At 65.6% G+C, this 13,385-nt stretch carries 10 protein-coding genes; 4 read left to right on the top strand and 6 right to left on the bottom strand.

The window, feature by feature from the left end; genetic code table 11:
• Positions 1 to 80 precede the first annotated feature (80 nt).
• Complete coding sequence (locus NNX34_RS13570) at positions 81 to 554, top strand: VanZ family protein (protein WP_255767039.1); 474 nt, start codon at positions 81 to 83, stop codon at positions 552 to 554.
• Here NNX34_RS13570 and NNX34_RS13565 read toward each other — a convergent pair.
• Both NNX34_RS13565 and NNX34_RS13560 read right to left on the bottom strand, forming a co-directional pair.
• Entirely contained in the window at positions 547 to 2,034 is a 1,488-nt protein-coding gene (locus tag NNX34_RS13565) for a glycerophosphodiester phosphodiesterase family protein (protein WP_255767038.1), read from the bottom strand. The genes NNX34_RS13570 and NNX34_RS13565 overlap by 8 nt on opposite strands.
• Complete coding sequence (locus NNX34_RS13560) at positions 2,031 to 2,480, bottom strand: adenylyltransferase/cytidyltransferase family protein (RefSeq protein WP_227924308.1); 450 nt, start codon at positions 2,478 to 2,480, stop codon at positions 2,031 to 2,033. Before NNX34_RS13560 ends, NNX34_RS13565 begins: the two co-directional genes overlap by 4 nt.
• A gap of 244 nt (positions 2,481 to 2,724) precedes the next feature.
• On the opposite strand from NNX34_RS13560, the gene NNX34_RS16200 reads away from it, so the two are divergent.
• The 3 genes from NNX34_RS16200 to NNX34_RS13545 all read left to right on the top strand — a co-directional run bounded on the left by NNX34_RS16200 (position 2,725) and on the right by NNX34_RS13545 (position 8,100).
• Positions 2,725 to 5,793 (top strand): LamG-like jellyroll fold domain-containing protein, encoded by a 3,069-nt coding sequence (locus NNX34_RS16200; RefSeq protein WP_370647276.1) that lies wholly within the window; start codon positions 2,725 to 2,727, stop codon positions 5,791 to 5,793.
• A 49-nt stretch (positions 5,794 to 5,842) separates the two neighbouring features.
• Complete coding sequence (locus NNX34_RS13550) at positions 5,843 to 6,565, top strand: hypothetical protein (protein ID WP_255767037.1); 723 nt, start codon at positions 5,843 to 5,845, stop codon at positions 6,563 to 6,565.
• A gap of 68 nt (positions 6,566 to 6,633) precedes the next feature.
• Positions 6,634 to 8,100, top strand: a complete 1,467-nt coding sequence (locus NNX34_RS13545; RefSeq protein WP_255767036.1) for a polysaccharide biosynthesis tyrosine autokinase — start codon at positions 6,634 to 6,636, stop codon at positions 8,098 to 8,100.
• A gap of 171 nt (positions 8,101 to 8,271) precedes the next feature.
• On the opposite strand, the gene NNX34_RS13540 is transcribed toward NNX34_RS13545, so the two are convergent.
• From NNX34_RS13540 to NNX34_RS13525, 4 genes are read right to left on the bottom strand one after another with little or no spacing between them, the layout of a single operon-like run.
• Positions 8,272 to 9,507 carry a hypothetical protein gene (locus NNX34_RS13540; protein ID WP_255767035.1) on the bottom strand — a complete coding sequence of 412 codons (1,236 nt, stop codon included), beginning with the start codon at positions 9,505 to 9,507 and terminating at the stop codon, positions 8,272 to 8,274.
• Positions 9,507 to 10,307 (bottom strand): CDP-alcohol phosphatidyltransferase family protein, encoded by an 801-nt coding sequence (locus tag NNX34_RS13535; RefSeq protein WP_255767034.1) that lies wholly within the window; start codon positions 10,305 to 10,307, stop codon positions 9,507 to 9,509. The genes NNX34_RS13540 and NNX34_RS13535 overlap by 1 nt, the downstream gene beginning before the upstream one ends.
• The gene (locus NNX34_RS13530) at positions 10,304 to 11,740 is read right to left on the bottom strand and encodes an O-antigen polymerase (protein ID WP_255767033.1); all 1,437 of its coding nucleotides are present in this window, start codon (positions 11,738 to 11,740) and stop codon (positions 10,304 to 10,306) included. The genes NNX34_RS13535 and NNX34_RS13530 overlap by 4 nt, the downstream gene beginning before the upstream one ends.
• On the bottom strand, positions 11,737 to 12,987 hold the full coding sequence (locus NNX34_RS13525; RefSeq protein WP_255767032.1) for a glycosyltransferase: 1,251 nt from the start codon (positions 12,985 to 12,987) through the stop codon (positions 11,737 to 11,739). The genes NNX34_RS13530 and NNX34_RS13525 overlap by 4 nt, the downstream gene beginning before the upstream one ends.
• Positions 12,988 to 13,385 lie beyond the last annotated feature (398 nt).

Raw genomic sequence — 13,385 nt, 5'->3', positions numbered from 1 at the left:
CGGGTATGGGCCCGCGTTAAGGTTCCGCCTCCCAACCGGTAGCTTTCCAGCCAAAGACGTTTGGACAGCCGGGAAGGAACATGCGCAGGAAATCCACCGAGCGCCCTCCGAGCTACCGGATCCGCCGGGCAGCCAAAGCTGCTGCCGCCGTGGTGCTTGCAGCCGGCATTCTTGCGGTGGTCCTGTGGCCTACACCGGTCGACCGCCCGTTGTACGGGAGGCTGCTGAGGGCCCTGCAGCGGCTCGAGGAGCTGGGCCTGCCCGGGTTGAGCTACGCCGTCCTCGAGGCCTCCGCAAACGTGGCGCTCTTCGTGCCGCTTGGTTTCATGGCGGCCCGCCTTATGGCACCGCAGCGGTGGTGGATCGCTTTGTTGATCTGCACCGTGCTGTCCGGAACCGGCGAACTGGCCCAGGAGCTGTTCCTGCCCGAGCGGGTGGGCAACGCGAGGGACGTCCTGTTCAACTGCGCCGGCGCGCTGGCCGGGATCGGGATGGCCGCGTTGCTGCGGCGGGGTGCGCGGCGGGGTGTGCGGCCGGAACTGCCGATCAGGTGATTGCCACATTGCGGAACTCCACCGGGAAATCCCCGGCATAGTTGCGGGTGAGGCTGAAGTAACCGCCGCGGTAGCTGCGTTCGACAGCCATGCCTGCCCATCCGGAGCTGTCCCGGCGGGAGAAGCGCAGGCTGTCGGGGGCTATCTCGACTCTAAACGAGAGCCATTCGCCGGATTTGGCCGGCTCGGTCTCCAGGACGGCGAGCCGCAGGCCGTTTGGTTCGCCTGAATGGCGCAGCAGCAGTGCCATTTCCCCGTTCGGCCGGAACACGAGGTGGTAGCCGCCCACCTCGCTCGGTATCAGCACCCGGTAGGGCAGGTCGTTATCCTGCCCGAACGCCAGGCCGGCGTGCCCTTCGACGCCGGGAAGCTGTCCCGGCCAGCGCATCTCGAACTCAATGCTGTACACGTCCTGCTCCACCGGCCCCATGGACCCCATCCGGTAGCTGCTGTTCACCGGGGCGTGGAGCCGAAGCACCCCTTCGTCCGCGTCCAATTGCGGCTGCACGTCCCACCCTTGTTTCACTGTCCAGGGGAGGTCCCCGGCTGCCCGGAGACCATCCCCGAAGCGATCGGCGGTCTCCGGCGAGGTCCGGACCGACAGATAGGGAACGTTGGCACTCATGAGCCCCGCGACTCCAAGCCCGATCAGCCGGTCCCGCTCCGCCCGGGAGTGGACCTCCCAGCAGATCACCGGCTTCCCCGTTGCCACCGCGGCGGTGATCTCCGCGTCCGTGGCGAGGGTGTTGATTCCCAGGAACGTGAACCGCTCAGAGTTATCCGGCAGCAAGGACATCTGTTCCTCGGTGAAGTAGCCCCAGCTGTCGTATCCCCGCTCGGTCACCGCACGAATCTGCTTTGCAACTGCGGACTGCTTCCAGATGATGTGCCGGCGCGAATCCGGATAGGTGTCCATCAAGTCCAGGAGGGCTTTGGTGTTGGTGCCCTGCTTGTCCTCGAGGAAGATCACATGCGTGCCGGCGAACGCGTCCAGGACCTCCTGCAGCCGGGGAATCGGTTCCACCGGCATGTGCGGGCCCAGCCACGGCCGGGCGTCGACGCGCAGCCGCGACAGGTCTTTCCAGGTCGTATCGCCAATGACCAGGTTCTGCCCGGTGGTTCTTCCGGTATCGATGTCGTGATGACAGACCAGGGTGCCGTCCGCCGTCGAGCACACCGAAACTTCCAGGGCCGGAGCCCCGGCACGGGCCGCTTCCCGGTAGGCAGTCATTGTGTGTTCGGGCCAGTTGTCCCAGGATCCGCGGTGGGCCACTTGGAAGGGATGCGAATCGAAGAGTGAGCGCACCGTGTGCACCTGGGCTGCCGCGGGGGTCTCTTCGGAGGCACCGGCGTCCGGATCCACGTCCTTGGGCATGCATCCGGCCAAGGCCAGGCCGATGGTTCCCAAGGCCAATACGCTGCGGCGGCTCGGCCCGGAGGGCGCCGGGGCGCCCAGGCCGGGAGTGCCGCGGTGTTTCATGCGTTCAGGGCAGAGTCGCCGGGTAAACCGGTGATTGCGCTCAGCGCGCGGCGCAGCATCGTAGAAGAGGTGGTTGCCGTATACGGCAGGTAGACGACTTCGACACCGATCAGCTTCATATCCCGTTCCAGACGTACGCCCTTCGGTGTGCCCCGCCAGTCGTCGCCTTTGAAGAAAACGTTGAATCCGACTTCGCGCCACGTCTCGGCCTTATTCACGTGTTCATCCACCACCACGGCGTCCACGAACCGGATACTGCGCACGATCTCCAGCCGCTCGGCCAGCGGAACCACCGGGGTGGTGCCTTTAAGCCGCTGGGACATTTCCGCCGAAGCGACGCCGGCGATAAGGAAATCACACCGGTCCCGGGCCTCACGCAGCAGGTTCAAATGGCCGATATGGAAGAGATCGTAGACGCCCGAGGCGTAACCGACTTTTACAGGCATGACCTATGGACCCCCAGCTGCGACAGTGACTTTCCGGCTTATCTTCCAGTCCCGGGAACCGGCGGTAAAGGGCATTTTTCGGCTTCGAGTAACCTCACTGCAAACACGGGTACCGGTGCGCGGATGCCGCGTAACGTCGGGCACAAGTCGGGTAATGGACACCGTGCAAACGGCCTCTTCCGCATGGCTACGATGCTCACAGTCTCGGGCAAATCGTCCCGACCCCATGTAAACGAGGCGTGGCGTGCGTAAATCATTAGCAGCTCTATTGGCGGTTGCGGCCCTGGCAGCAACCACGTTGGCAGGGACAGCAACGCCGGCGTCTGCCATTAGCCCCGGCGTCGCTTTTTCTGCCACCGACCTGCCCACCTGGCAGACCAACGGCATCGTCTGGGCATTGGCACAGTCCAACGGCATCGTCTACGCCGGCGGCACCTTCACCGCCATCCGCCCGCCCGGCACCACCGCCGGCGGCACCGGAACACGCAGCGCCGTGAACTTCGCCGCTTTCGACGCCTACACAGGGAACCCGACCAACTGCAACCTCTCGGTCACCGGCGGCAGCGGCACCGTCCGCGCCATGGATGTTTCCCCTGACGGGCGAACCCTCTACATCGGCGGCAGCTTCAGCTCCGTCAACGGCGTCAATGCCTCAAGCATCGCCGCGATCAACCTGCCCGGCTGCACCGTCAAAACCAGCTTCAATCCCGGCGGCGTTTCCGCCACCGTCCGCGCCATCGACGCCACCAGCGACACCGTGTATTTCGGCGGGGACTTCCGCACCGTCCGCAACACCCCCCGTGAGCGCCTCGCCGCCGTCACTCCGACCGGAGCACTGCTGCCCTGGGCCCCGTCGGCGGACCTGCCCATCCGGGCCCTGCACGTCCCGCCCGCCAAGAACGTGGTCATCGCCGGCGGAGACTTCACGACCATGAACGGCACCGACTCCAAGTCCCTGGCAGTCCTGGACCCGGTCTCGGGCAGCAACATCAGGACATATCCGAACTTCTTCATTCCGAGAACGTCAGTAGTGAAATCCATCACCTCCGATGCCACCAGCTTCTACATCGGCAACGAAGGAACCGGTGGTGGTGTCTTCGACGGACGGGCCCGCCTCGATCTGGGCACGTATGACCAGGTCTGGAGGGACACCTGCCTCGGTGCCACGCAGGCCGTGTCCATCTACCAGCACAGCCTCTACGCCGCGCATCACTCCCACGACTGCGGCAGCATGGGTTCATTCACCGATGGAAGCCGGATCCACCTCAGTGCCCAGGACGTGGACAACCCCTCCCCCATGATGCAGTGGAACCCCCTGACCAATGACGGGCAGGGTGAAGGCATCGGTCCGCGGACCCTTGCACACACCACCACCGGATCAAACGACGTGCTGTGGGTCGGCGGGGAGTTCACCACCACCAACGGCAAGGCCCAGCAAAGCCTGACCCGGTTCGGCCCCGGTCCTGGCACCGCCGGCCCCGGCACACCCCGGTTCGTCAGCGTCGAGTCCCGCGCCGTCGGGCAGAACACCATCCGCTGGCAGACGGCAACAGACCCCGACGACTCGGAGCTGACCTACAGCATCTACCGCAACGGATCCTCCACCCCGTTGCGCACCGTAGCGGCGTCCTCTCTCTGGTGGAACCTGCCGCAGGCCTCATTCACGGACACCACCGCGACACCCGGGGTCAGCTACTCCTACCGGGTCCGCGCCAACGATCCCGACGGACACGCGGGACCGCTCTCGGCCCAGGTACAGATCACCACGGCCACCACGGCGCAGGCCTACTCCTCCAGGGTCCGCGCGGACGGCGCGGAAACCTACTGGCGCCTCGGCGACTCCTTTGCCGCCGCGCCGGATTCCGCAGGCGACCGGATGGGTCTGCCCTACGGCTCTCCCGTCATGGGCTCAGCCGCCGGCGCACTTGCCGGCGACGCCAACCGGGCCACCAGCTTCGACGGTGTGGACGATTTCGTCTACGGCCCGCAGCGGGTCACCCCGCCCAAGGTGTTCAGTGCAGAGGCCTGGTTCCGGACCGACACCACCACGGGCGGAAAAATCTTCGGCTTCGGCAACGGACAGCCGCGCCGAAACAATACTTCCCCCGGCCTCAGCAGCAGCTACGACCGGCACGTCTACATGAACAACGCCGGCAACCTGATCTTCGGGGTCTGGAACGGCAGTGCACAGACGCTCGTCTCGCCCGCTACCTACAACGACGACGCCTGGCATCATGTGGTCGCCACCCAGGGGCCCAACGGCATGGTTCTCTATGTCGACGGCGTGCAGGTGGGCGCGAACGAGGTGACCACCAACGAATCGGTCGCCGGATCCTGGCGGATCGGCGGAGACCAGCTGGGCTCGACGTGGCCGCAGATGCCCCGCAGCCGGTATTTCAAGGGCAGCGTTGATGAATTCGCCGTCTACCCCACGGCCCTGAGCCAGGCCACGGTGCAGGCGCACTACACAGCCGCCGGCGGAGGCGCCCCGGCTCCGGACAGCACGCCGCCGTCGGCGGTGGGAGGTGCAACTGCCTCCCTCTCGGGAACCACCGTGAATCTGGGCTGGACCGCTGCCACCGACAATGTTGGAGTCACCGGGTACCGGGTCCATCGGTCCACCGTGGAGGATTTCACTCCGTCCGCAGGAACCCTGCGGGCCACGGTGCCCGGAACGGCACTGTCCTACGAGGACAGGGAACTGGCACCAGGGACCTACCATTACCGGATCGTGGCAGTTGACGCCGCGGAGAACAGCGGACCGGCTTCGGCGCCGGCCTCCGCAACAGTTCCCACCGCCGAAGTCCCCGTGCAGCCGGTCACGCTGACGTTGACGCCGTCGGAGGACACCTACGTTAATCAAGCAGCACCGAACTCGGCGTTCGGCTCCCCCGTCACCATGGCCTCCCGCGGCAACCTTGGCTACACCTCGTATCTGCGGTTCCTGCCCGGCACCGAAGTGCCGGACGGGATGCGCCTGCAATCGGCCACCCTCCGGCTCTACACCACGACCGAGTCCATCGCGGGATCGGTGGACCAGCACACAATCCACTCCGTTACCGGCAGCTGGTCGGAGGCGGCTACCAGTTGGAACACCAGGCCGGCTCTGGCTTCGACCCTGCTGGGCAGCATCGCACCTACCGCAGTGAACAGTGCCTACACCATCAACCTTGATCCGGAGGCCGTCTCCGCGCTGTTGGCCGGACCGGTGAACCTGGGCATCACCAGTACCGGCACGGACAACGCGTGGTTCTACACCAGAGAAGCATCATCCACCCGCCGTCCGGTCCTGACCCTCGTCTTCGCCCCCTGACATCCGGCCGGCGGGGCACACGTTCCGCCTTGAAGAGAAAGCGCATCGCATGAAAACAGGTCTCAGTAAACAACCCGTGGCGGCACGTCTGCTCGCCGCCGGGCTGTTGGTTCCGTTGCTGGGGACGGCCACAGCCTGCAGTTCCTCCGATCCCGGGCAGGGAAACCCGAAGGCTACGGCCAGCTCCATCCCCTCCGCACCCCCTTCCCCGTCCGGCGGCGGCAGCACCGCCGCCGAATCCCCGTCCGGCGCTCCTGACGCGGAGGAACAGCCCACCGGCGACCAGTCCCCGCAGCCGGCACCGGAGCCCACCTTCAACGACGCCGAGAAGGTCTTCCTCGAGGGCAAGGTGCCCGAGGGCGTTGATCCTAACGCCGTACTGCAGGTCGGCCAGGAACGATGCGACGTTCTGTTGAGCGCAAAGGCATCCGATCCCGAGGCCGTGGTCAGCGAGCTGATTACGAATCCCTCGACCGAGATGGCCGACGCGATCAATGCTCTGTGCGCGGACCTGCTGCCGGAGCTCGAGGCATCCGCACTCGGATTCCCGGACGGGGTTTTCATTGTGGGCGAGCCCGCACCCCACGCAGAAGAACCCTCCATCGCTCCCGGCACCTACCGTGCCTACACAGGCATCGACGGATGCAGCATCTCGATCTATACCGGGTCCGGCGCGCTGATCGGAAACTACGACGGCTCCGCACCGGTCACTATCGGGGCAGATGCCGCACGGGTGGATTCCAGCCAGTGCCACTCCTGGTTCCGCTCATGAGGCGCCGGATCCACCAAGCACCGCAACCAACCAGCCATCTTATCCAAGGGAAGGGGTAACCAATGGATATGCGCGAACAGATTCTCGTCCTGCGACGAAATTGGATGCTTATTGTTTCATTCGCTCTTATTGGCCTGATCACGGCCGGCGTGGTGTCTGTCATCATGCCGAAGGATTACACCGCAAACAGCAGTATTTTTGTCTCGACCCAAAACGTGGAGTCATCGGCCGAACTACAGCAGGGCAGTGTTTTCGCGCTGGCCCGGGTGCAGTCCTACGTCGACCTGGTCAGGAAGCCGCAGGTCCTGGACCCGGTGATTGAAAAGCTCGGCCTCGACACCACCGCGCCGGAGCTGGCGAAGAACGTCAAAGCCTCGACCTCCCGCAACACGGTGATCATTGAGATCGAAGCCGTCGACTCCTCTCCTGAGCGTGCCGCGGAAATTGCCAACGGCGTTGTCTCAAGCCTGATTGTGTCCGTGGCAGACCTGGAGCGTCCCACCAACGGACTGCCCTCGCCGGTCCGGCTGTCCTCAGTGGACACTGCGCAGGCACCGGCCAGCCCGTCCAGCCCCAAGACTTCCCTGAATCTGCTGCTCGGCCTGCTTTACGGCCTGGCCGCCGGGCTGGTGGTAGCCATCCTGAGGAACGTCCTGGACCGGCATGTCCGGACGGAAGCAGATCTGCGCAGGTCCACCTCGCTGGCGCTGCTGGGCGGTATCACTGAATCGGCGACCCCCGGGGTCTCCTCCGCACCGTTCGTGCTCGGCGGCTCGGGCAGCGATGCGTTCCGCCAGCTGCGGACCAACTTGGAGTTCGCCGCCGTCGGACATGAGATGCAATCCGTAGTAGTCACGTCGTCCCAGGCCGGAGAAGGCAAAAGCACAGTAGCCCTGAACCTGGCGCTGAGCATCGCGCAAAGCGGCCGCAGCGTCCTGCTGGTCGACGCTGACCTGCGCCTCCCTTCGGTGGCCGCTGCCACCGGTTTGGAGCAAACCGTGGGACTGACCACGGTATTGATCGGGCGTACCAACCTCTCCGATGCGGCGCAGCACTGGGGCAACGGCGGCTTGTCCGTCCTGACCTCGGGTCCGTTGCCGCCAAACCCCACGGAACTGCTGGGTTCATCCACCATGCAGAAGCTGATCGGGGAAATGGAGGAGGCATACGACGTCGTGATCTTTGATGCCCCGCCGGTGTTGCCGGTCGCCGACGCCACTATTCTGACCCGGTACACGGACAGCCTGCTGCTGGTGGTCGGTGCGACAAAGGTCAGCCAGCACAATCTGTCCAAGGCAGTTGAACAGCTGAACCTGGTGAAAGCCAATGTCATCGGGGTCGTCCTGAACCGCATACCGCGGAAGGGCCCGGATGCGAACTCGGCGTACCTCGCCGGCTACGGAGCCGTTCCGGCGTCCCCGCTGGACGGGGAGCAGAGCGGCCAGCCGTCGTCGCCGATCGCCGAAGCTGAGGCTGCCATCGTGCACGGCGGTGAGGGCCGCAGCGCCCGCCGGAAGCACCCTGTAAAGAGCTGATTCCCAGTCCCCCTGCGGACCCGACGGACCGCACTGTGTCATGCGGCAGGCAAAGGCCCGGCACCTGATCACCCTGGTCAGGTGCCGGGCCTTTGCCTGCATTCCTCCCCTGATGGGGCACCGGTACCTTCTGCCCGTGCAGCCCGGCTGTTCGGACAGCGGCTCCCGCGTCTACCGGCTGGAGACCTCCTGCGTCATCGCTGCCTCAGCTCCGCTGCGGCGCCTGACGGCCAGACTGAGCAAGCCGCAGGCCGAGGCCAGGGCGACGGCACCTGCAAAGCCCCACGCTGCGGCCACCACGGATCCCGTCAGGGCGAAACAGAGCGGCAGTACCAGGGTTAGGCCGGCAAGGACTGCACGCATAAGGGTGGAAAGCCGGTTGGCCTCGGAGGCCCGGAAATAGGCCAGCATGACCGTGTAAGGGACCATGGCCAGGTAGTGCATGGCATACGGCCAGCGCAGCTCCGTGGCGTTGGACCAGGTATCGCCCAATACGAATTCCCCGGCAGCATCGGGCAGAAGCAGTACGGCAGCACCCCAGGCCACAGCGAGTCCACACACCACCGCCGAGGCTTCCAGCAGCCGCCGCCGGAACACTGCCGTCCCCCGCGAGCGCACCAGTTCCGGAATGATCGCCGTCTTCACTGCACCGAAAACCGTGTTCAGCGGCGAAAACAGCAACTGCGCCGCACGCAGTGCCCCGACACCGGCGGCCCCCAATGGAAAGACCAGCAGATACAGCACCGCGAAGCTCGAGGCGTTGAGGGCAGCGAACTCTGCGAGATAACGGAATGCACAGTCCCGGTTCAGCCGCAGCCAGCGTGCTCCGGCCATCACAGCCGGCACACTTCGGACAAGTATCAGGCCAACGACCAACGCTGCGAACGCCCCCGCGATCCACCATAAGAGCACCGGAGCCAGGGACCAGCCAGCGTTCGCCGCCAGCAGCATGGCAGGAATGGACAGGCCTGCCCAGAGCCCGTCTATGGCCAGCGCCCGTGCCGGCAGTCCCTGACAGATGAAGAGGTACCGAAGGCTGTCCTGCAGCAGGATAAACGGTGCTGCCAGCGCCATGACCATCCACAGGAGTGCGTCCTGCCCTTCTGCGAGGGCAGCAACTCCCAGCAGGAACAGCGCCGCCGGTACGGCCACGAGTACCGATCCGCCCAGGCTGGCGGCGATGACCTGTGCGTTGAGGGCACCGGTGCGCGAGTAGCGCACCAGCAGAGTTTCACCCACGAATGCGCGCTGCGCTCCGAGGAACAGCAGCAACCCGGCATACGCGAGCGAAAACTGGCCGAACTCGCCGGTGCCTGCCACGTTCGCCGCCACGGCAACGGCCACGAAATTGGACACACTCGAGACACCCTGGTCGGCGAAGGTGGCAAAGCGGCGCATTGCTCCCATCAGCGCAGCCGGAGGAGCTTGGACCGCCAGTGCCGTACGAACGCGGCACCGAGCACAACGTGTGCGGCGGCCAGGATGAGGTAAACGGTGAGGAAGACCGAAGGCGCGGGCAGCGCCAGGAAAGCCAGGCAGGTAATTCCATAATCCGCGGGGAGCATCACCACGGAACGGACGAACAGGCGCCGGTCGGCATTCGGATTCGCGCCGGCGACCTGTCCGGAACACCCATCGGGCCCGTGACCCGGGCCGCGATCCGTCCGGGCGTTCCTGGCCAGCTGGTCGAAGAGCATTCCCCCGAAGAAAATCACAGAGCTGGCCAGCAGGAAAACACCGCAGGCGAGAGCCAGCAGCACGACGTCGTAATCCGTTGTCCGCGCGAGAAAGCAGAAAGCAGCCACATGCATTACCGTTATCCGGCCGTTGTCCAGCAGGTGGTCCAGCCACTCCCCGTAGGCCGTGCTGCTGCCCTGCAGCCGGGCCAGCTGCCCGTCCGCGGAATCAAGGACATACCCGGCAGCGAGCAGCACGCCCGCCAGTGCTGCCGCCGGCTCGGGCTGCGCCCAGAGCGCCAGCCAGACCAACGACCCGTAGGTCAGGACCGCTCCGGCCCAGGTCACATGATTGGGGGCGATCCGGGTTCCCCGAAGGGCCGCTGCGACGGCGCGGCCGGCCGGCCGGTTCACGTAGAGCAGATACAACGGGGCGCCCTTGCGGGTTTTCTGCGCCTGTCTCAGCTGGTCAAAGGAGGCACGGAATCCCGGGCGGTCCGGTGCCTGGGGCAGGGGCAGGGGCCCGCTCATGGTGTGCTCCTTTCGCGGCCGTTGGCCACGGTGGTCAGGATGAGGATGGAAACCGCCAGGATCATCAGCCGGCCCATGGACTGAAGCAGCGATCCGCGCATCAGGATGAAGAGGTAGCCCGCAAAGATCGAGATACCCAGATACCCGACGGATCCCATTCCCAAAACGTCTGCCCGGTACGCCGTGTCCAGGCGGCGGGCCAAGACGCCGAGGCCGGCGAAGGCCAGCACCACGCCGAGCAGTCCGAAGTTGATCCAGGCCTCCGCCCATAGCGGCGCCGACAGGTTGAGATTTGAGTTGTTCATCCAGATGCCAACCTCAACACCGGTGTCGTACGGCTTATCCGGCCAGCCCACCCGCGGCACCCAGAAAAGCAGCGGCCCCAGCGCCTGCATACCCCAGGACAGTCCGTGGTCAGCGGTATAGCCGAGGGTGTTGGCCAGCATGGTGAACTGGTCGTAATCCTTCGTGGCGATCATGGTCCACACCGAATCGACCTGCAGCGGAGCCTGCGTACCGGCGGCCCGGCGGGTGATGTCCGACAGCGGGAAAACGAAGATCGAGGCAAGTGTTCCGCCCAGGATGGCAAGGTTGAACAGCGCCTTGCGTCCCCGGATCAGCGGGAGGACCAGCCCGAACAGTACAGCCAGGACCCAGTAGCGTGAATTGGAGATCGGGTTGTTCACGACGACGTTCATCAGCACCAGCGCCACCATGAGGATGACGTCCAGGATTACCAGCGCATGCTCCCGGGTACGGACCACGTGAATGTAGAAGATAAGCGCGCAGAGGTTGGCCACCGACCCTGCGCCGGAGATGATCGCCCGCAAGGCCTGGCCGCTGTCCGGGTTGATCGCATCAAGTGCCGCGCCGGCCTCCTGCCTGCTGAGGAAAAAGACGGCCATACCTCCCACCTGGACGATATAAATCAGTCCCGCAGCCAGCGCACCAATGGAAAACATGCGCAGGACCCTTATGCCGCGCAGCCTGTGCACACGCATCCGGGGCTTATCTGCCTGCGGCCGGCGCAGCCGTGAGTGGTATGCGATGTCGAAACAGACGCATCCCAGAAGGGTAAGCAGGCTGGCCCCCGTCAGCATCTGGTCGTCCACTTGGATCGCGAGGGCTGTGGACCGCCCAGTGGTCAACTGCGCGAGCGGTGCCACCCCCATACAGGTATAGACGAAGATCCAGAACACACCGGAGACGGGGCGGATGGCCCGTTGGCTAAGCACGAGGGAAAGTTTCACAGCGGCGTAGAGCACGACAGCGTAGCGGATCAGGAAATCCGTGTCGGTGTAAAAAACGGCGCTGGCGCCGCGGACCAGCAGTGGGAGCACCACGCCAAAGGCGAGGAACGCCACCATGGCGGCGGCGGACCGGGCGCTCGAGCGCTTCTCGATCTCGGTACCGGCGGGCAACAGGGTTGTCATAGCTGCCTTCCATCCGACCCGGCTACGCCGCGATAGGTTGTGAGCAGGTCTTCGGCCAGTGCGCGGGTGGACCAGTTATCCCGGTGAATTCGCCGCGCGTTGCCACCTATCCGCACACGGGCAGCGGGGTTTCGGGCCAGCTCAAGCATCGCGTCCCGAACGGTGGAAACATCAGGTTCCACCACGACGGCGGCGTCCTTCCGGGCCATTAAGGGAGCCAGCCCGCACTGCACAGTGAGGATCAGCGGTGTGCCCAGCGCAGCCGCCTCAAGCACCGTCATGGGGTATGGCTCGGACAGCGCGGGCAGGACGTAGGCCGTGCACGCCGCCATCCGCGCCTGGACGCCGGCCGCCGGCAGCTCTCCGACGAACTCGAAACGGTCCGCGTGCCGGGAAGCAGCAATCAAGGCGCGCACCTTCGCTGCTTCGCCCTGATCAGGTCCGACAATGACGAACCGGGCGTCCAGTCCCGCGTCCAGGGCCTGTATGGCAGCCTGCACGAAGACCCCGGGCTGTTTGCGCGGTGCCAGCCTGGCCGCGAACAGGAACACGGCCTTGTCCGGGTCCGACCACCTTTGCCGCGGTTCCGCCGTCGCATTCACGACACGGTGGAAACGGGCGGGATCCACTCCCAATTGAGCCAGCCCCCGTTCCTCGTCCTCGGTGAGGGTCAGCCAGAGAGTCGGGATCCGCAGGATGCGGCGGGTGATCAGCAGGTCGAAAGCCCGCAACAGGGGGCGCCGCGACGGCTGGAGCATCCCGTGCGCCTGGGCCACCACCGGCACCTTGGCCCGGCCAAGCAGGAACACCGAAGCGCAGGTCACGAAATCCCGGCAGAGGTGCACGTGCGCGACACCGGCCCCTGCTGCGGCTCTGAGTACGTAGCGCGGCAGTGCCAGACTGACCGGAGCCCGCAGTCCGGCTCCCGGTGCGGGCCGACGCATCCGGAAGAGGCGGGGTACCACCGCTGGCTGCCCCTGCTCCGCCGGGAGGGACGGAGCCTGCGGCGCAGCTGCGCCGACGTGCGTAGCCGGCGGAACGCCCAACCAGCCACCGACCAGGTCGACTTTCACTCCCAGTCCGGCCAGGGCATCACTTTGCATCTGGGCCACTACCCATACGCCACCGGCTGCCGTGCCCGCGAGCCCGCCGATCTGCAGGACGGCCGGGGCCGGACCCGAACGGTCCCGCCGCCGGTTCTCTTGAGCAGCAGAGCCCACGGTTGGTACGGCAGCGGTCTTTGGCACGGAGGTGAGCAGTCCACCGGAAGCACCCTGCTCCCTCGCCTTCACTTGCCGCTCCCCTGGTCAGCGGGAGAGGCGGACCCCGCGTTTCGCTGCTGCCCGTCCCGGCAGTATCCGTCCGTTTCGGGAATTCCGCGAATAGCGCTAAAACCGAATGACAGGAATGCATTCTGCACCATCCGGCGTCCAGATTTCAGCCCCGGCCCCGCACAATGCCAATAAACGGGTGAATCAAGGACTGCAGGCCGCATAAACCGCTCCGGAGCATATCCCCCGGCTGCCCGCTCGCACCAAATCCCGAAGTTTTGATGCCCGCCTCCTTTTTCGCGCTGAACTCCATCATTAAGGAAGGAGGTACCGGAAAATACGCGGCAAGACGGGGCAATCGCAGCCGCTCGGCC

It is taken from the genome of Arthrobacter sp. zg-Y1116 (assembly GCF_024385485.1).
Classification (GTDB): domain Bacteria; phylum Actinomycetota; class Actinomycetes; order Actinomycetales; family Micrococcaceae; genus Arthrobacter_B.
Note: the sequence above shows the minus strand (reverse complement) of the source record. Positions and strands in the feature narration are given on the sequence as shown.

Bases quoted from the DNA above. Each gene is read 5' to 3' on its own strand.
- NNX34_RS13570 (WP_255767039.1), top strand. From the start codon at position 81: ATGCGCAGGAAATCCACCGAGCGCCCTCCGAGCTACCGGATCCGCCGG.
- NNX34_RS13565 (WP_255767038.1), bottom strand. From the start codon at position 2,034: ATGAAACACCGCGGCACTCCCGGCCTGGGCGCCCCGGCGCCCTCCGGG.
- NNX34_RS13560 (WP_227924308.1), bottom strand. From the start codon at position 2,480: ATGCCTGTAAAAGTCGGTTACGCCTCGGGCGTCTACGATCTCTTCCAT.
- NNX34_RS13550 (WP_255767037.1), top strand. From the start codon at position 5,843: ATGAAAACAGGTCTCAGTAAACAACCCGTGGCGGCACGTCTGCTCGCC.
- NNX34_RS13545 (WP_255767036.1), top strand. From the start codon at position 6,634: ATGCGCGAACAGATTCTCGTCCTGCGACGAAATTGGATGCTTATTGTT.
- NNX34_RS13540 (WP_255767035.1), bottom strand. From the start codon at position 9,507: ATGGGAGCAATGCGCCGCTTTGCCACCTTCGCCGACCAGGGTGTCTCG.
- NNX34_RS13535 (WP_255767034.1), bottom strand. From the start codon at position 10,307: ATGAGCGGGCCCCTGCCCCTGCCCCAGGCACCGGACCGCCCGGGATTC.
- NNX34_RS13530 (WP_255767033.1), bottom strand. From the start codon at position 11,740: ATGACAACCCTGTTGCCCGCCGGTACCGAGATCGAGAAGCGCTCGAGC.